Raw genomic sequence first — 17,018 nt, 5'->3', positions numbered from 1 at the left:
GCCGGCGTCGGTCATTCCGATATCACAGCGCCTTTTCGAGTTCGGGCAGCGCCTCGAACAAGTCCGCGACAAGGCCGTAGTCGGCGATCTGGAAGATCGGCGCCTCTTCGTCCTTGTTGATGGCGACGATGACCTTTGAGTCCTTCATGCCGGCAAGATGCTGGATGGCGCCGGAAATGCCGCAGGCGATGTAGAGCTGCGGCGCCACCACCTTGCCGGTCTGGCCGACCTGCCAGTCGTTCGGCGCATAACCGGCATCGACGGCCGCGCGCGAGGCGCCAACCGCCGCACCAAGCTTGTCGGCAACCGGCAGGATGACTTCCTTGAACTTTTCCGCCGAGCCGAGGGCGCGGCCACCGGAGATGATGATCTTTGCAGACGTCAGTTCCGGACGGTCCGAGGTCGACAGCGCGTCGGCGACGAAGCTCGACAGACCGGGATTGGCGACCGCCGCGATCGCCTCGACGGTGGCCGAGCCACCTTCGGCTGCCGAGGCGAAGGAGGCGGTGCGCACGGTGATGACCTTCTTGGCGTCGCTTGCCTGCACCGTCTGGATGGCATTGCCGGCATAGATCGGCCGCTTGAAGGTATCGGACGACACGACTTCGATGATTTCCGAGACCTGGGCGACGTCAAGCAGGGCTGCAACCCGCGGCATGACGTTCTTGCCGACCGAGGTGGCGGCCGTCAGGATGGTGTCGTAGCCTGCTGCCAGCGACACGATGAGATCGGCAAGCGGCTCGGCAAGATTGTTGGCAAGCTCGTCGCTTTCCGCCAGCAGCACCTTGGAGACGCCGGCAAGTTTGGCCGCCTGCTCGGCCGCCGCCTTGGCGGCCTTGCCAGCGACGAGAATATGCACATCGCCGCCGATCTGGCTTGCTGCCGTCAGCGCCTTGGCGGTCTGGTCGGAAAGGCTTTGATTGTCGTGGTCAGCCAGAAGAAGAATGGCCATGGTGAAGTTCTTCCTTTCCTATCCTTTAGAGCACGCCGGCTTCGGTCTTCAGCTTCTCGACCAGCTCGGCCACCGACTTGACCTTGACGCCGGCCTTGCGGCCGGACGGCTCCTCGGTCTTCAGCACCTTCAGCCGCGGCTCAGTCGAGACCCCGAAGTCGGCGGGTGCCTTCTTGTCGAGTGGCTTCTTCTTCGCCTTCATGATGTTCGGCAGCGAGGCATAACGCGGCTCGTTGAGGCGAAGGTCTGATGTGACCACGGCTGGAAGCTTGACCTCGATCGTCTGCAGGCCGCCGTCGACCTCGCGGGTCACCCTTGCTGTACCCTCTGGCGCCTTGCCGTCGCCGATCTCGATCTTCGAGGCAAAGGTCGCCTGTGCCGAACCGAGCAAAGCTGCCAGCATCTGGCCGGTCTGGTTCGAGTCATCATCGATCGCCTGTTTGCCGACGATGATCAGGCCCGGCTGTTCGGCATCGGCCACACCCTTCAGGATCTTTGCGACCGCCAGCGGCTCGACCTGATCGTCGGTCTCGACCAGGATGGCGCGATCGGCGCCCATGGCAAGCGCGGTGCGCAGCGTCTCTTCGGCCTTCGCAGGCCCGATCGACACCACCACCACTTCCTCGGCCTTGCCGGCCTCCTTCAGGCGCAGCGCCTCTTCGACTGAGATCTCGTCGAACGGGTTCATCGACATCTTCACATTCGCAAGCTCAACGCCCGATCCATCCGGCTTCACCCGGATCTTGACGTTGTAATCCACAACCCGCTTAACAGGGACGAGAATCTTCATGGCGGACCCCTTTTCATTTGTTCCGAAGATTGTTGTGTTCCGAAGATTGTTGCGCATTCAGTGCGGCCGTTCGGCAAGCAACGCCCAGAAGGCGAAGAGCGGCGTATCGACCGACCTCATGGCATGTTTGATTTGCGGGACATTGTAGAACGACCCGCCGATACCGGGCGAAAACCAGTCCCCGTTCCCCTGCCGGAACTCGCCCTCGGACAGGACGAGATAGACTTCCTCCGGCGCGTGATCATGATCCGGATAGCATACATGCGGCGCCATCAAGGTGACGCCAAGCCAGAGATCGTCACGCTCTTCAAGCCCGCCGGGGCCGATGATCATCGCATTCGCATGGCCATCTGCAAAGTTCTCGCTGGCCGTATCAACACGCGTTGTCTTTCGACGCCATTCCAGCTTGCGTTCGACGCCTTCGAAGCGGTCGATCAATTGCCGCAGGGCAGGATCCGACGTCTGGATGGAAAGCGCTGCGGGCGAAAGCTCGCAGACAGGCAGGCGGCTGCCGGGGCCTTCGCGTTCCTGCCCAGGGCGTTGCAACGCCGCAAAGATCTGCGGGATCGAGCGGCGAGCCTCCGGCTCCCTAGCGAACTTGTCGAAGGCGACGAAAGCGGCATCGACAAATCGCTGGAGATCTTCACTTCTTTCAACCATTCCGTCTCCTCCCAGACAGACCCGCGGCCGGCCTCTCGATCTCAGATGTCCTTCGCAATCCTCAGACCGTCGTAGATTGCCGCGTGCGTGTTACGCGCAGCCACGGCATCGCCGATGCGGAACAGTTGGAACTTGCCCTCGGGATTGCGATTGACCGACTGAGGCTTTCCGGCCAGGAGCTCGTCGTGCGAAATCTCACCGAGATTGCTCGAAAGCGGCTTCAACTCAAAATACAGCTCGTCGAGCGGGATAGTGCCGTGGTTCACGACAATCTGGTCGACGAGGCGCTGCTTGGAGACGCCGCCATAGTCGCTTCCGACATGGGCGACGATCTGATTGCCGTTCTTCTCAGCCGATTCCAGTCGGAACGTGACCGTGAAGGTGACGTCGAGCTTCTGCAGCGAGCGCATATAGGGGACGAGGTTCATCGCCATGACTTCCGGCGCGAACGAGCGGTCGGGCGTCATGATCTCGACCTTCGCTCCGGCCTTTGCCAGGAATTCGGCAGCCTGCAAGCCGGCATGATCGCCGGCGTCATCGAAGATCAGAACGTTCGTGCCGGGCTTCACGTCGCCGGAGATGATGTCCCACGAGGATACGACGAGTTCGTTGCCCTTCGACAGAACATCCGTATGCGGCAGGCCACCGGTCGCAATGATGACGACATCCGGATTTTCCGCGGTCACCGTTTCCGTTTCCGCCCAGGTGTTGAAGTGGAACCTGACGCCGTACTTCTCGCATTGGCTCATGCGCCAGTCGATGATGCTGATCATTTCCCGGCGGCGTTCGCTTTGCGCGGTCAGTCGAATCTGCCCCCCAGCATTAGGCGCTGCTTCGAAGACGACGACGTCGTGGCCGCGTTCCCCAGCCACGCGGGCGGCTTCGAGACCGGCAGGACCGGCACCGACGACGACAACTTTCTTACGAACCTCAGCCTTTGCGACGATATGCGGCATCGTCTGCTCGCGGCCGGTTGCAGCGTTGTGGATACAGAAGGCCATGCCGCCCTGATAGATGCGGTCGAGACAGTAGTTCGCGCCGACGCAGGGACGGATGTCCTCCTCACGCTTTTCAATGATCTTCCTGACAATATGCGGGTCGGTCATATGCGCGCGGGTCATGCCGACCATATCGACCTTTCCTGCCGCGATGGCATGGCGAGCCGTCGCGACGTCCGGAATCTTCGCCGCGTGGAAGGTCGGGAAGTTTGTCGCGGCGCGAATCTCGCCGGCGAAATCGAGGTGTGGCGAATTAGCCATGCCCTGGATCGGGATGACATCGGTCAAGCCGGGATCCGTATCGATGTGTCCGCGGATGATGTTCAGATAATCGATGAGGCCGCTTTCCTTCAGCCGCTTCGAAATTTCGATACCGTCGGCCTTGCTGGTGCCGCCGGGAAGACATTCGTCGGCGGTGTAGCGCACACCCAAAATGAAGTCGTCGCCCACCCGTTCACGCATCGCCTTGAAAACATCGAAACAGAAGCGCATGCGGTTTTCGAGCGAGCCGCCGTAGGGGGCCTCGAGTTCATTGGTGAGCGGCGAAGCGAACTGGTCGATGAGATGGCCGTAGGCCTCCAGCTCGACGCCATCCATGCCGCCCGCCTTCATTCGTTCGGCAGCGTCCGCGAAGTCCTTGATGATGCGCTCGATATCCCAATCTTCAATTTTTTTCGGGAATGCGCGATGCGACGCCTCGCGGTGATGTGACGGAGCGACGACCGGCAGCCAATCGCCCTTATCCCAGCGTGTGCGACGTCCAAGATGGGTCAACTGAATCATGATCGCAGCGCCCTGCTCATGAACGGCGTCCGTCATTTCCCGGACCCAGGGAACGATCTCGTCCTTATAGGCGAGCAGATTGTTGAAAACCGGCGGGCTGTCCCTTGAGACTGCAGCGGATCCGGCCGTCATCGTGAGGGCGACCCCGCCCTTTGCTCTTTCCACCGTGTAGGCGCGGTACCGTTCTTTCGGCATACCGTCTTCAGGATATGCGGGCTCGTGAGATGTCACGATGATGCGGTTGCGCAGTGTGAGGTGCTTTAGCTGATAGGGCTGAAGAAGAGGGTCGTTCGACATGTGCCGGGCTCCAGATTGCGTACGTCGACCGGGGACGCTAAGCATCATGTACACATGTGTCAATAAATAAAACACTAAAGTCATTAGCATTGACACATGTGTACATTTTTCTTGTGCGACATTTAACAATTTGCTAGAAGATGTCTCATGGAGCAAACTTTAAACGACAGTGGCTGGAGGGGATCACAGGAGGCGTGGCTCGAAGCCGCGTATGACTCGTTGCTCTCGTCTGGCGTCGACTCGGTCAAGATTCTTCCGTTGGCGAAGAGGCTGAACCTCTCGCGAACAAGCTTCTACTGGTTCTTCCAGGACCGCGAACAATTGTTGGCGTCGCTGATAGCGCGTTGGCGCGACAAGAATACCGGAGGCATCGTTCAGCAGTCCGAAGCCTATGCGGAGTCCTTGGCTGAAGCGATGCTTAACGTGTTCGATTGCTGGCTCAACGATAAGCTCTTCGATAGCAAATTCGAATTCGCCGTTCGAAGCTGGGCCCTTCAGTCGGAGGACATTCTCGCTGAAGTTCAGAAGGCCGACAGGACGCGCATGGAGGCACTCAGCCGCATGTTCATGCGTTTCGGCCTTTCAGAGATTACGGCCGATGTCCGCGCTCGCACCACCTATCTGGTGCAGATCGGATACATCTCCATGCAATCTAACGAAGATATTGCTCTCCGCATGAAGAGAATCCCGGAATACATCGCGATCTACACGGGCGAAGTCCCGCAGCAGCGGGAGCTTGATCGCTTCTATGCAAGACATGGATACAAGCCCGATTAGGAGGAGGCGGACAATGAGCGGCTCGTTGAGAATTGGCATAATTGGCGGGGCCGGCTGGCTCGGCAGTGCCATTGCCGCTTCTGTTCTCAAGGCCGGCATCGTCAGCCCCGCAGACCTCTCGCTGTCTTATCGCCGGGGCAAGCCGGCACGTTTTCCCGGTTCATTCTGGACAGTGGACAACCAGGAGCTCGCAGATCGATCTGATGTGATCATTCTTTCCGTACGCCCGGAAGACTGGCCCGCAATTTCGGTCGACGCGGGCGGCAAACTGGTGATTTCCGTGATGGCGGGCATCCGTATCGCAGCCATCTGCACACATCACAGGACCGAGCGCGCTGTCCGGACGCTTCCGAACGCGGCAGCCGAAGTTTCGAAATCCTACACGCCATGGATCGCGTCGAGCGCCGTCGACGAAGATGATCGTGCGATCGTCCGTGCCATCTTTGACGCTTGCGGCGTTCAGGACGAGGTGGCCAGCGAGCGCGACATCGACTATCTGACCGGCCTGACCGGTTCCGGGCCTGCTTTTCCTGCATTGTTGGCCGCAGCGATGATGGACGACGCGGTGGGCCATGGTCTTGCCGCCGACGTGGCGCGGCGAGCCGTCCTTACCCTGCTGACAGGAACGGGTTGCCTGCTCGAACAACGCGAAGACTGTCCGAACGACATCGTCCGCACCTTTCTCGACTACCGCGGCACGACCGCGGCGGCGATCGAAGAGATGCGCGCTGCCGGCTTCAATACCGCGGTTTCGAAAGGTTTGACCGCCGCGTTTATCAAATCGGTAAGTATGGGAGACGCATCCTGACAACCGTGGGAGCGGGTTTACGCGGCGCCCCGCTCGCAAAAACATGCCGCAACGCAGAGGGAACGATAATGAAAAAACTTTTGGCTTCAACTTGCATGATGTTCGGCCTGCTGGGAGGCGCGTCGTATGCGAGCGCCGCCGAGTGTGGCAGCCTCACCATCGCCAGCATGAATTGGCAGAGCGCGGAGGTTCTATCGAACCTCGACAAGATCATTCTCAACGAAGGATATGGTTGCAGCGCCGAAATCACCGTCGGTGACACGGTCCCGACGATCACCTCCATGGCCGAAAAGGGCCAGCCGGATATCGCGCCGGAAGCTTGGATCGATCTTCTGCCCCAAGTCGTCAAGAAGGGAACTGACGAAGGGCGTATCGTTCAAGTTGGTTCGCCGCTCCCCGATGGCGGTGTACAGGGCTGGTGGATCCCGAAATACATCGTCGACGCTCATCCGGACATCAAGACGATCCCGGACGTCTTGAAGCATCCCGAACTCTTCCCCGATCCGGAAGACGCCAAGAAGGGCGCCATTTTCAACGGTCCGCAAGGCTGGGGCGGCACGGTCGTCACCTCGCAATATTATAAGGCCTTTGACGCTCAGAAGGCTGGATTCACGCTGGTCGACACCGGCTCGGCTGCCGGCCTCGATGGCTCGATCGCCAAGGCCTACGAGCGTAAGGAAGGCTGGGTCGGCTACTATTGGGCTCCGACCGCCTTGCTCGGCAAATACGCGATGGTAAAGCTCGATGCGGGCGTGCCGAACGATCCTGCGGAATGGAAGCGCTGCAACACCGTTGCGGATTGCCCCGATCCCAAGCCGAATGCATGGCCCACGGACCATGTCGTCACGCTTGTTGCAAAGCCCTTCTCCGAGAAGGCTGGTCCGGATGTCATGAACTACCTTTCGAAGCGCTCCTGGAGCAATGACACCGTCAACAAGCTGATGGCCTGGATGACCGACAATCAGGCGAGCGGCGAAGACGGCGCAAAGCACTTCCTCAAGGAAAACAAGGACACTTGGACGAAGTGGGTTTCGCCGGAAGCGGCGAAGAAAATCGAAGCTTCGCTTTAATCGAAAAATCATGCGGTGCGCGGATAGCGCACCGCTTCTCACTGGGCAATGAAACAAAAAGACTCACCGCGCCTGCCTTTGAGAAAAGGGGAACAAGATGGAATGGTTTTACAAATTCCCACACATGGACGACGACGCTCTTCGCACGCTGAAAAAAGCGATCGATGATGGCTTTCGCAGCTTCACCCGTGGCTATGGTGACGCGATCGAAAGCTTTTTTTCTCCGCTGCAGCACTTTTTGATCGCCGCCGATCGTTTCATGACGCAAACGCCATGGCCGATCATCATCGCAATCATCCTGGCGCTTGCCTGGTTTGCGAGCCGAAGCTTGCGGGTGGTTTTGGGCTGTCTCGTGACACTCCTGCTGATCGGCTATTTCGACATGTGGGATGATACCATGCACACGATATCCATGATTTTCGTCTGCACGGTGCTTTCCATTGCCATCGGTATCCCCATCGGCATCTTGATGGCGCGCTCGGATCGCGTGCAGAAGGTGGTCAACCCCATCCTCGACGTCATGCAGACGATGCCGAGTTTCGTCTATCTCATCCCGGTCGTCATGCTGCTCGGGATCGGCAAGGTGCCGGGGCTTATCGCCGTCGTCATCTACGCCATTCCCCCGATGATCCGGCTCACCAATCTCGGAATCCGACTGGTGGACAGGGACGTGCTGGAGGCTGCGGATGCGTTCGGGACCTCGAACTCCCAGAAATTGTTCAAGGTGCAGTTGCCACTTGCTCTGCCCACGATCATGGCCGGTATCAACCAGACGATCATGATGGCTCTCGCCATGGTCGTGGTTGCCTCGATGATCGGCGTTCAGGGACTTGGCCAGCCGGTTCTGAAGGCTATTGCCAACCAGTACTTCACGCTGGGTATTTTCAACGGCCTTGCCATTGTCGGCATCGCCATCATCTTCGATCGAGTCAGTCAGTCCTACGGCAAGCGGCTCCAGAAGCATCGGGAGACCATTCATGGCTGACCATCATTTCGGCGGCATCGCCATCCGGCATCTCTACAAGATCTTTGGTCCGAACCCCAAAGCATATATCGATGCCGTCCAAAAGGGACTGAGCAAGACTGAGCTCAACGAGAAGCATGGCCACGTTCTCGGATTGCGCGATATCAACATCGAGATCCCATCAGGCTTCATTCAGGTCATCATGGGCCTTTCCGGCTCGGGAAAATCGACCTTGATCCGGCACATCAACCGGCTGATCGACCCGACCGCCGGCGAAGTGCTGGTCGACGGTGTCGACGTCGTGAAGATGAGCGAGAGCGAGCTGCGTGAGTTCCGCAGACATCAGACCGCGATGGTGTTCCAGAAGTTCGCGCTTCTGCCCCACCGCAACGTGCTCGACAACGCCATGTTCGGGCTCGAAGTGCAGGGTATGGATCGATCAAAACGTGTCGACACTGCCATGAGATGGTTGGAACGTGTTGGTCTCAAGGGTTTTGAGCAGAAATATCCAAATCAGTTGTCGGGCGGCATGCAGCAGCGCGTGGGCCTTGCGCGTGCGCTTTCCAATGACGCACCCGTTCTTCTGATGGACGAAGCCTATTCCGCGCTCGATCCCCTGATCCGCATGGACATGCAGACCGTCCTCCTTGACCTCCAAAAGGAGATTAAGAAGACGATCGTCTTCATCACCCACGATCTCGACGAGGCGCTTCGCCTCGGCGATCAGATCGCCATTTTGCGGGACGGACAAATCATACAGCAAGGCACGAGCCAGGACATCGTGCTGCGGCCGGCCGACGACTATGTCGCGAATTTCGTCAAAGAGGTGAACAGGGGCCGCGTGGTTCATGTCGAGGCAGTGATGAGCCCCGCTCAATCCGGCGCGCAGCATCCCGGCAAAACGATTTCGGCTCGCACGACCATTGAAGACGCCGTGCGAACCCTTGTGTCCGGCCCGGACGAGGATATCGTCGTCGTCGGAGACGAGGGCGAGACAGTCGGAACCGTGAACCTCAGGCAGCTCACCCGCGCATTGGTCAGCTCGCATGACATGTCCGCCGGCAGTCCGTCGCTTGCGACCGCTTCATGAGTGCTATGATAAGCCCGCTCTTGGAGCATCCGCTCCGCGAGGAGCTTCATAACGAACTCCACGCTCGGCCCTCGCTATATTTCGAGGGCGACGTCGATGTCTGGCACGTTGCTGTCATCGGGGAAGATGGCCCTCCTGCCGTTTCGGATGATCTAATGCGGCTGGAGGAGGTGCTGACGACGCAACAGGGCAAGCATGGCATCGGCCGGTTCGGCGGTGGGCGCCTGAAGTGGGAGCCGCATACCGAGTTCCTCACGCTGACATTCGTCGTCCCGATCGTGAAGGCGCAGGACGATGGCCCGCCCGCGCCTTTCCAAGAGCTTTGCGACGCCGTCAAAGGAAAAATCATCGCTGCGGTGCGCGTCACCGTCCGAGAGGAAAAAGGCGGTGTGCGACTAGAGAGACCGCAAGCAGACTTCGTGGCCTCTCAGGTTGGCGGCGGCGACGCAGAAGCGCTTTCCACCTTCCGGATAGGCGGGAACGGCTTCGTCGAAATCCTGCTCTTCAACAAGAACCTCAACGCCTACCGCGCCGGGCGGATGGTGCGTCGTCTCCTCGAGATCGAAACATATAGGATGATGGCGCTGCTTGCGACGCCGGTGGCCCGAGAAACCGTCACAAAGCTCGCCGAGTTCGACCAGCGCCTCGATCGCCTCATCCGACACATGCAGAGCGCGGAAAAAGTCGAAAAAGCTCTTCTGTCCGAGGTCACCAAACTATCCTCGGATCTCCTGAATTTTTCGGCGACCGCGAGACACCGGTTCGGTGCGACGAGAGCCTATGCCGAGATCGTCGCAAGCCGGCTGAAGGAGCTGCGTGAGGAGCGGGTCGAGCAGCGCCAGCGACTTGGAACATTCATCGATCGTCGCTTCCAACCGGCAATACGCTCCTTTCAAGCGGCTGAAAGGCGCCTCGATGAACTTGCCGAGCGTGTGAGTTTGGCCGGCGATTTGCTGAGAACCACCGTGCAGGTGCAGCTCGAAGATCAGAACGCGTCATTGTTGGAGTCCCTTGACGAACGAACCCGGATTCAGACGCACATCCAGCAGGCGGTCGAAGGCTTCTCGGTCATCGCGATCACCTACTATTCCGTAGCTCTGTTCAAGATGGTCTCCGAAAGCGTCGCAGAGTTCGGCCTCGATCCCCACGTTGCGAAACTTTCCGTTTTGGCGGCCATCCCTCTGGTGTTCTTCGCCGTCTGGAAGACTGTGCATCACGTTCGAAAGAGCATTTCGGGAGCTTCCGATGGGTCCAAACGAAAGCACTAAAGCCATGAGACGGCGGGCGAAGGCATCGCAACTTTGCCATTTCATCGTTCATTCCTAGGGAGCGCCCCTTGTCAAAGCCTTTCCCTCATTTGTTTTCGACGATCCAGCTTGCCGGTCACCGTTTGCGCAACCGGATCGTCTTTGGGGCGCACACCGCCAACATGTCTGAAGGCGGCCTTCCGGGCGAGCGGCATATAGCCTACTACGCCGAGCGCGCCATCGGCGGAGCTGCGATGATCGTCGTCGAACCCATGCCGGTGCACCCGGCCGCGGTGCTCACGCGCGGCAACTTTCGGCCAAGCGACGACAGCGTCATTCCTCACTTCAAGCGGGTTGCCGAAGCAATCAAAGGTCACGGCGCCGTCGCCGTTCAGCAGCTCTATCACATCGGAGCGCATGGCGATTCCGACAACTCCTATCATCCGCATTGGTCGCCCTCGGGCCTGCCCAGCTACCATGACAGCGATGGCTCTCATGCCATGAGCGAAGCCGAAATTTGGGAAACGATCGACGGTTTTGTTCAGGCGGCCCGCCGCTGCAAGGAAGCCGGCTTCGACGGCGTCGAAGTATGGGCCGCCTATCTTTGCCTTGTGGATCAATTCTGGACGCCCTGGTCCAATAGCCGCGTGGACGACTGGGGCGGGTCGATTGAAAATCGCACGAGATTTTCCCGCGAAATCATGACACGCATCCGCGCGCTGTGCGGCCCCGACTTCATCATCGGTCTCGCCATCAGCGACGAGCCCGACCATAGCGTTGCGCTGACAAGAGACGAGCTTGCTGAAATCGTCGCCCTTCACGACGATCTCGGTCTGGTCGACTATGTGACGTGCGGATCCGGCGGCTATCTCGATTTCCATAAATTGATGCCGACATTCCTCTATCCCGAAAAGCTGGGCGTGGATCTCGCCGCCACGATCAAGCGCGCAGTCAAAAACGCTGTCGTGATCGCGGAAAGCCATATCCGAACGCCGGAGAACGCGGAGACAGTGCTCGGAGAGGGTGCTGCCGATCTCGTTTCGATCGTGCGGGGACAGATAGCCGATCCACATCTGGCGACGAAAGCAAATGAAGGACGAGCCGGGGACATCAGAGGCTGCATCTCCTGCAACCAGATGTGCTGGGGCCGGCGGTCGCGCGACTATTGGATAAGCTGTCTTATCAATCCGTCCGCTGGCCGGGAGTTCGAATGGGGCGGCGATCGCTTCACGCGAGCAGCCAATCGGAAGAAGGTGTTGGTGGTTGGCGGCGGCCCTGCCGGACTTGAGGCCGCCAGGGTGGCGGCCGAACGCGGCCACAGCGTCGTTCTTGCCGAAGCTGCAAGCCGATTGGGCGGCAATTTCCTCCTCGCCGGGATGCAGCCGAGACGAGCGCAGATCCTCGACCTCATCGGATGGTACGAACGGCAGTTGGCGAGCCTTGGAGTGGATGTTCGACTCAACTCCTTTGTCGATTCCTCCGACATCCCGCAGTTCGACGTCGATGTCGTGATTCTCGCTACCGGTTCCTATGCGCCCGAAACCGGATTTCAGAAGGCGCTGCCGGCCGTGGCTGTTCTACCAGGTCTGGAAAGAGGCAATGTTTTCTCGATCGAAGCGGTGATGGCCCGCCAGGTGCGACCCGGCAAGCGCGTGCTGCTGTTCGACGAAGGGGGTGGCTGGCGGGGTGGTGGAACTGCGTGGAAGCTTGCCGAAGAGGGCCATCAGGTTACCATGCTCTCGCCTGATCCTTTGATCGGAAAGGAACTGCAGCGCACGACTGCCGACGTTCCGCTTCGGCATATCCTGGCCAAGCTGGGTGTCAATTGGCTGCTGGAAGTCAGCATTCTCGAATGGCATGGCAATGGTGCCACCTTGCTCGATCACAATACCGGCGAGCGGCGATTCGTGGAGGGCGACTGTCTCGTGCTCGCGACGACCAACATGTCCATGACAGTGCTTGCGGAGGAACTGCGCTCATCGGAGCACCGGGTCATTTCGATCGGGGACTGCGCCGCCCCGCGCCAGGCTCCCTATGCTTTCTATGAAGGCAGAAAGGCAGCATTGGAGCTGTGATGGCTGAACGCTCGCGCTATTCACAATTTTGCGCGCCCCGCCCCTAGTCAGCAGCCTCCGCCTTGAGCCAGTCGATGAATTGGAAGGCCTTTGCGTTGTTCGCGCTTCTTGGCGGCACGATTAGAAAATATCCATCCCTTGGGACGACGGACTGCTCCGTCAGCCGGATCAAAGACTTGGTATCCAGGAGATTTTGCACGAGCCGCTTCCATCCCAGAGCAATTCCCTGGCCGCTGAGCGCTGCATACACGGCTTCGGTATAGAAGCTCGTGCGGAGGCCCGAAGGGGCCTTCGCCAGCTTGATCGAGAAGGCCGCGAGCCATTCTTCCCAGCCGATCCAGCTTGGATTCTTGCTGTCGTAGCTGATGAGCGACTGCCGTGCGATGTCCTCCAGAGCCGGAGCGCTGCCCAGTTTCGCGGCGTACTCCGGACTGCAGACCGGAAACAATTCGTCGTCGAAGAGATATTCGGCTTTGCCATCCGACCACACCCCATTTCCATATCTTATGGCAAGATCGCTTCCCCCGAGCCCCGCAGTGTCGTCCTGGGAGACGATCCTCAGCCGGCTGTCCGGGTGAAGGCGCGAGAAGGACGCGATCTTTGGCATGAGCCAGAAGTGCGAGATCGACACCGTTGCCGAAATGGACAACGCTCCCTCGTCCTCCTCTCTCGTCAGTTCGCCGATGGTATCGGCCATGAGATTGAACGCTGACGTCGCCGCGGTCGACAGCACCTGCCCTTTGTCGGTCAGCTCGATGCTTCGGTGCAGACGCCGGAAAAGCGGAAATCCGAGAGTTTCTTCCATCAAATGGATTTGTCGGCTGACCGCGGCTTGCGTCACGCCCAGTTCCGCGGCCGCTTTCGTAAAGCTCCGGACCCGTGCCGCGGCCTCAAAGGCGGTAAGCGCCGCCAGCGGCGGGAGCTTTCTGCGAATATTCATATGTGCCAACCCTTCTAACAGCGACGTTCCCATCGCCTGATATGACATTACTACAGATTATGCGAAGGCTGCAAATTTATGCCGTTGAACGACCGATCGGTTCGGCGAAGAATTGCGCATCCAACGCATAAGGTAAGATCATGCTACAGACATTCGCTTCGCCGATTTCCTCGCTGCTCGACAGCCGAGCCGACGGTTATTCGCTTCCCGCTGGACTCTACATCCGAGACGATGTCTTCCAGGCTGACATCGACGTCTTTTTTAGGAAGCATTGGATATGCATCGGCCTCGACTGCGACGTGCCGGAACCGGGCGATGCCACGGTTGTCGACATTGGAAACAGCAGCCTGATCATTTTGCGTGACGATGACAATCAGATCCGCGTCGTTCACAACGTCTGCCGCCATCGCGGCGCCCGCATCCTGAACGCGGGATCGACCGTCATTTCGAAGCTGGTCTGTCCCTATCATCAATGGACCTACGAGCTTGACGGCGAACTGACATATGCGCCTCACATGGGCTCTGACTTCGACAAAAGCTGCAAGAGCCTCCGCCCGGTGAACTTCAAGTCGATCGGCGGATTGATCTACGCCTGCCTTTCCGACAATCCTCCCGAGGACATCGACCGGCTTGAGCAGGTCATGACGGAGCGCCTGGCTCCCTACGATATCCGCAATGCCAAGGTGGCCCATCAGGCCGACGTCATCGAGGACGGGAACTGGAAGCTCACGATTGAAAACAATCGCGAATGCTATCACTGCTCCGCCAACCATCCGGAACTGTGCGTATCCTTCGTCGATCTCGACTTCGGCTTCGATCCGGAAGGGCTGAGCCCAGAAGATCTGGAAGAGGCCAGGGAACACGAAGCGCTCTATGCCGAGCGTACCAAAAGCTGGGAGGCAGACGGTTTCCCATCTGCCGCCGTCGAGCAGCTCGTGGACTGCGAGACAAACTTCAGGACCCAGCGCCTCATCATTGCCGGCGCTGGTGAATCCCAGACGCCCGATGCAACGGCTGCCTCCTCGAAACTGCTCGGCAACATCACGCGGAAGGACCTCGGCGACACCCATCTTTGGGGTCACAATAGCTGGAATCACTTCATGGGCGACCACGCCGTCGTGGCGATCGTCATTCCGCTTTCAGCCGGGAAGACGCTGGTTCGCACCAAGTGGCTGGTCCACACGGATGCCGTCGAGGGCGTGGACTACGATCTGCAGAAGCTGACTGACGTCTGGGTCGCGACGACCGACCAGGACGCCGAACTCGTTGCCAGGGCGCATGCCGGCGCTCTCGATCCGGCCTACCTTCCCGGTCCCTACTCGCGCTTTGCAGAGACCACCCTCGACAAGTTCGCAACGTGGTACATCGACCGGATGCGCGCCCATGGATACTAATGCGATGCAGACTTCGTTGGCTCCGCAGAGGGCGGAGTTCTGGGATAGCGAACGCGATGACACCCTCGTGTGCATAGACGTTCATCAGGAGACGCATGACGTGAAGAGCTTCACGTTTGCGTCCCCCCAGGGAAAACATTTCGCCTTCCAGGCAGGCCAATACTTTCTTTTCGACTTCGCCGTCGGAGCGGACACCGAAAGCCGCTGTTACAGCATCTCGTCCTCGCCGCAGCGGACAAACGCTTTCACCGTGACGGTGAAGCGGGTTGCAAACGGGCGGGTCTCGAACTGGCTTCACGACCACATGGCCGTCGGAGCGGCCGTCAAGGCGCAGGGGCCGCTCGGCCACTTCGTTCGACCCAACACGGCCAGCAAGTTCGTGCTGCTCTCCGGCGGCTCGGGCATCACCCCGGTCATGTCCATTCTCCGGGACTTCGGCGATACATACCGCCCCGTTGACATCGTTTTCATGCACGCGGCCCGCTCCCCGCGAGATCTCATCTTTCGCGACGAGCTTTCGAATCTCGCCGGAAGGATGAAGACCGTCAGGCTGCATTTCCTACCCGAGGTCGTGACCGGTGAACCGTCTTGGCCCGGCCTGACGGGCCGGATTTCCGCCGAATTCATGAAGCTTGCGGTTCCTGATATCGCCGAGCGGACCGTAATGTGCTGCGGCCCCGCGCCCTTCATGGCCGCAGCCCGCACGATCGCTGCTGATCTCGGGGTGCCCTCGTCGAGCTATATCGAAGAGAGCTTCGACGCCGCTGTTATCGACGAGAGCGAGATCGCCGCTCCGGAAGTACCCGTTGGAAAGGTATATCAGGTCGAGTTCTCAAAGCAGGCGCGCAAGATCGAGGTGACCAACGAGCAGACGGTCCTGAGCTGTGCCAAGAAGGCCGGCTTGAGGATTCCCTCGTCCTGCGCCAATGGCGTCTGCGGAACCTGCAAGTCAAAGCTGGTCTCCGGCTCGGTGGATATGAAACACAATGGTGGCATCCGCCAGCGCGAAATCGACGCGGGAATGTTTCTTCCCTGCTGTTCCAAGCCTCTGAGCGATCTTGTCATTGAGCGGTAAATCAGTCGCCCGGGCGACGTTGGCATCGCAGCAAGCACCACGAGTGTCGGCGCGCCCGTGTGTTTTCTGGCTTGAAACCACTCCAGAATCTTATGCCGGTGGTAGTGCTTCCACCGGCATCGCTGGGCGCGTAAGGCGCCTTCGTTCACGCACCGAGATATCGATAGCGGCGGGAACGACGGGCGCTGCCGGAGCACCTCCCATTTCTATAGACGGTCACACGCGGTTGCAGGCCGCGTTCCCAAACTTCGCTTTCCAATCTCAAAACCCGCCTCCCGGCGGCTCTGCTAGACACGAAACATGCCAGAAATCTGAAGGGCAGCTTGACAGTCTATCTTATGTCTACTTATTGTCTTCTATTAGGCATAACATGAGGGACGATATGACGACCGACATCGCAAGCCCCGATCGCAAGGCCAATCTTGGCCTCACTCTCAAGAGACGGATTCTCACCATGGAACTGCCGCCGGGCTCGGTTCTGGACGAAGTGGCGCTGAGCGAGGAGTTCGGTCTTTCCCGTCCGCCCGTTCGGGAGCTGATGCGCCAGATGGCTGGCGAAGGCTATATCGAGCTGGAAGCAAACCGTGCCGCCCGCGTCAGCTCGATGAGCTACCAGTCGCTACGCGACTTCTTTCTGATGGCGCCGATGATTTACATCACCGCCAACAGGATGGCGGCCGAGAACCGCACGCGGGCGGAACTCGACGCTCTTAAGCAGATTCAGCAAAGCTTTCAGAAGGCGGTCGACAACCGTGATGTCGAAGGTCGCGTCTTCTATAATGACCAGTTCCATCGGCAGGTGGGCGAGATGGCGCACAACGTCTATCTCGTTCCAAGCCTCCGGCGCCTGCAGATCGACCATGCCCGTATCGGCAAGATTTTCTACAAGCATCCGAATACGCCGCGGATGCAGGAAGAATTGGAGCTGGCGTCAAAGCAGCATGACGAAATGATCGAGACAATCGAACGACACGACGCCGATGCCGCGGGCGAACTGGCGCGCCTGCATCTCGAACTTTCCCGCCGAAACATGGCCATGTATGCGGCCCCAGAAGGTATCGAAGCACCGACCCTCTAGGACCGGATTTCAACACACCC

Annotated in this window: 15 protein-coding genes; 10 read left to right on the top strand and 5 right to left on the bottom strand. The window is 59.3% G+C overall.

The features are described 5' to 3' along the window. Nucleotides 1-22: 22 nt before the first annotated feature. The 4 genes from GGD50_RS17095 to GGD50_RS17080 are packed head-to-tail and all read right to left on the bottom strand — an operon-like array spanning nucleotide 23 to nucleotide 4,480. Nucleotides 23-952, bottom strand: coding sequence for an electron transfer flavoprotein subunit alpha/FixB family protein (locus GGD50_RS17095; RefSeq protein WP_183938539.1), 930 nt, complete (start codon nucleotides 950-952; stop codon nucleotides 23-25). A gap of 25 nt (nucleotides 953-977) precedes the next feature. Next, entirely contained in the window at nucleotides 978-1,742 is a 765-nt protein-coding gene (locus GGD50_RS17090) for an electron transfer flavoprotein subunit beta/FixA family protein (RefSeq protein WP_183938538.1), read from the bottom strand. 57 nt (nucleotides 1,743-1,799) lie between these two features. Beyond that, nucleotides 1,800-2,402: a dimethylsulfoniopropionate lyase gene (locus tag GGD50_RS17085; protein WP_183938537.1), complete on the bottom strand. Its 603-nt coding sequence runs from the start codon at nucleotides 2,400-2,402 to the stop codon at nucleotides 1,800-1,802. Between the two features lie 41 nt (nucleotides 2,403-2,443). Further along, nucleotides 2,444-4,480 (bottom strand): NADH:flavin oxidoreductase, encoded by a 2,037-nt coding sequence (locus tag GGD50_RS17080; RefSeq protein ID WP_183938536.1) that lies wholly within the window; start codon nucleotides 4,478-4,480, stop codon nucleotides 2,444-2,446. Between the two features lie 147 nt (nucleotides 4,481-4,627). Between GGD50_RS17080 and GGD50_RS17075 the strand changes: the two genes are divergently transcribed. The 7 genes from GGD50_RS17075 to GGD50_RS17045 all read left to right on the top strand — a co-directional run bounded on the left by GGD50_RS17075 (nucleotide 4,628) and on the right by GGD50_RS17045 (nucleotide 12,511). Next, nucleotides 4,628-5,257 carry a TetR/AcrR family transcriptional regulator gene (locus GGD50_RS17075; RefSeq protein WP_183938535.1) on the top strand — a complete coding sequence of 210 codons (630 nt, stop codon included), beginning with the start codon at nucleotides 4,628-4,630 and terminating at the stop codon, nucleotides 5,255-5,257. A gap of 13 nt (nucleotides 5,258-5,270) precedes the next feature. Next, on the top strand, nucleotides 5,271-6,065 hold the full coding sequence (locus tag GGD50_RS17070; RefSeq protein WP_183938534.1) for a pyrroline-5-carboxylate reductase family protein: 795 nt from the start codon (nucleotides 5,271-5,273) through the stop codon (nucleotides 6,063-6,065). Between the two features lie 68 nt (nucleotides 6,066-6,133). Continuing rightward, nucleotides 6,134-7,135: an ABC transporter substrate-binding protein gene (locus GGD50_RS17065; protein ID WP_183938533.1), complete on the top strand. Its 1,002-nt coding sequence runs from the start codon at nucleotides 6,134-6,136 to the stop codon at nucleotides 7,133-7,135. A gap of 97 nt (nucleotides 7,136-7,232) precedes the next feature. Then, complete coding sequence (locus tag GGD50_RS17060) at nucleotides 7,233-8,120, top strand: ABC transporter permease (protein ID WP_183938532.1); 888 nt, start codon at nucleotides 7,233-7,235, stop codon at nucleotides 8,118-8,120. After that, nucleotides 8,113-9,189 carry a quaternary amine ABC transporter ATP-binding protein gene (locus GGD50_RS17055; RefSeq protein ID WP_183938531.1) on the top strand — a complete coding sequence of 359 codons (1,077 nt, stop codon included), beginning with the start codon at nucleotides 8,113-8,115 and terminating at the stop codon, nucleotides 9,187-9,189. The genes GGD50_RS17060 and GGD50_RS17055 overlap by 8 nt, the downstream gene beginning before the upstream one ends. 5 nt (nucleotides 9,190-9,194) lie before the next feature. Beyond that, nucleotides 9,195-10,457 (top strand): DUF3422 domain-containing protein, encoded by a 1,263-nt coding sequence (locus GGD50_RS17050; RefSeq protein ID WP_183938646.1) that lies wholly within the window; start codon nucleotides 9,195-9,197, stop codon nucleotides 10,455-10,457. Nucleotides 10,458-10,525: 68 nt separating this feature from the next. Then, complete coding sequence (locus tag GGD50_RS17045; protein ID WP_183938530.1) at nucleotides 10,526-12,511, top strand: oxidoreductase; 1,986 nt, start codon at nucleotides 10,526-10,528, stop codon at nucleotides 12,509-12,511. Nucleotides 12,512-12,554: 43 nt separating this feature from the next. On the opposite strand, the gene GGD50_RS17040 is transcribed toward GGD50_RS17045, so the two are convergent. Beyond that, nucleotides 12,555-13,451, bottom strand: coding sequence for a LysR substrate-binding domain-containing protein (locus tag GGD50_RS17040; RefSeq protein WP_183938529.1), 897 nt, complete (start codon nucleotides 13,449-13,451; stop codon nucleotides 12,555-12,557). Nucleotides 13,452-13,591: 140 nt separating this feature from the next. Between GGD50_RS17040 and GGD50_RS17035 the strand changes: the two genes are divergently transcribed. The 3 genes from GGD50_RS17035 to GGD50_RS17025 all read left to right on the top strand — a co-directional run bounded on the left by GGD50_RS17035 (nucleotide 13,592) and on the right by GGD50_RS17025 (nucleotide 16,998). After that, the gene (locus GGD50_RS17035) at nucleotides 13,592-14,845 is read left to right on the top strand and encodes an aromatic ring-hydroxylating oxygenase subunit alpha (protein WP_183938528.1); all 1,254 of its coding nucleotides are present in this window, start codon (nucleotides 13,592-13,594) and stop codon (nucleotides 14,843-14,845) included. Beyond that, nucleotides 14,835-15,920: an FAD-binding oxidoreductase gene (locus GGD50_RS17030; RefSeq protein WP_183938527.1), complete on the top strand. Its 1,086-nt coding sequence runs from the start codon at nucleotides 14,835-14,837 to the stop codon at nucleotides 15,918-15,920. The genes GGD50_RS17035 and GGD50_RS17030 overlap by 11 nt, the downstream gene beginning before the upstream one ends. Nucleotides 15,921-16,302: 382 nt before the next feature. After that, complete coding sequence (locus GGD50_RS17025; protein ID WP_425503982.1) at nucleotides 16,303-16,998, top strand: GntR family transcriptional regulator; 696 nt, start codon at nucleotides 16,303-16,305, stop codon at nucleotides 16,996-16,998. Nucleotides 16,999-17,018 lie beyond the last annotated feature (20 nt).

Origin of the sequence: Martinezella paranaensis, from assembly GCF_014200235.1 — a bacterium.
Lineage (GTDB): Bacteria > Pseudomonadota > Alphaproteobacteria > Rhizobiales > Rhizobiaceae > Rhizobium > Rhizobium paranaense.
This window is presented reverse-complemented; position numbering and strand designations above follow the sequence as displayed.

Excerpts from the sequence above, each read along its gene's own strand:
- GGD50_RS17035 (WP_183938528.1), top strand. The coding sequence starts at position 13,592 with ATGCTACAGACATTCGCTTCGCCGATTTCCTCGCTGCTCGACAGCCGA.
- GGD50_RS17065 (WP_183938533.1), top strand. The coding sequence starts at position 6,134 with ATGAAAAAACTTTTGGCTTCAACTTGCATGATGTTCGGCCTGCTGGGA.
- GGD50_RS17070 (WP_183938534.1), top strand. The coding sequence starts at position 5,271 with ATGAGCGGCTCGTTGAGAATTGGCATAATTGGCGGGGCCGGCTGGCTC.
- GGD50_RS17080 (WP_183938536.1), bottom strand. The coding sequence starts at position 4,480 with ATGTCGAACGACCCTCTTCTTCAGCCCTATCAGCTAAAGCACCTCACA.
- GGD50_RS17095 (WP_183938539.1), bottom strand. The coding sequence starts at position 952 with ATGGCCATTCTTCTTCTGGCTGACCACGACAATCAAAGCCTTTCCGAC.
- GGD50_RS17025 (WP_425503982.1), top strand. The coding sequence starts at position 16,303 with ATGACGACCGACATCGCAAGCCCCGATCGCAAGGCCAATCTTGGCCTC.
- GGD50_RS17040 (WP_183938529.1), bottom strand. The coding sequence starts at position 13,451 with ATGAATATTCGCAGAAAGCTCCCGCCGCTGGCGGCGCTTACCGCCTTT.
- GGD50_RS17055 (WP_183938531.1), top strand. The coding sequence starts at position 8,113 with ATGGCTGACCATCATTTCGGCGGCATCGCCATCCGGCATCTCTACAAG.
- GGD50_RS17060 (WP_183938532.1), top strand. The coding sequence starts at position 7,233 with ATGGAATGGTTTTACAAATTCCCACACATGGACGACGACGCTCTTCGC.
- GGD50_RS17050 (WP_183938646.1), top strand. The coding sequence starts at position 9,195 with ATGATAAGCCCGCTCTTGGAGCATCCGCTCCGCGAGGAGCTTCATAAC.
- GGD50_RS17085 (WP_183938537.1), bottom strand. The coding sequence starts at position 2,402 with ATGGTTGAAAGAAGTGAAGATCTCCAGCGATTTGTCGATGCCGCTTTC.
- GGD50_RS17090 (WP_183938538.1), bottom strand. The coding sequence starts at position 1,742 with ATGAAGATTCTCGTCCCTGTTAAGCGGGTTGTGGATTACAACGTCAAG.
- GGD50_RS17075 (WP_183938535.1), top strand. The coding sequence starts at position 4,628 with ATGGAGCAAACTTTAAACGACAGTGGCTGGAGGGGATCACAGGAGGCG.
- GGD50_RS17030 (WP_183938527.1), top strand. The coding sequence starts at position 14,835 with ATGGATACTAATGCGATGCAGACTTCGTTGGCTCCGCAGAGGGCGGAG.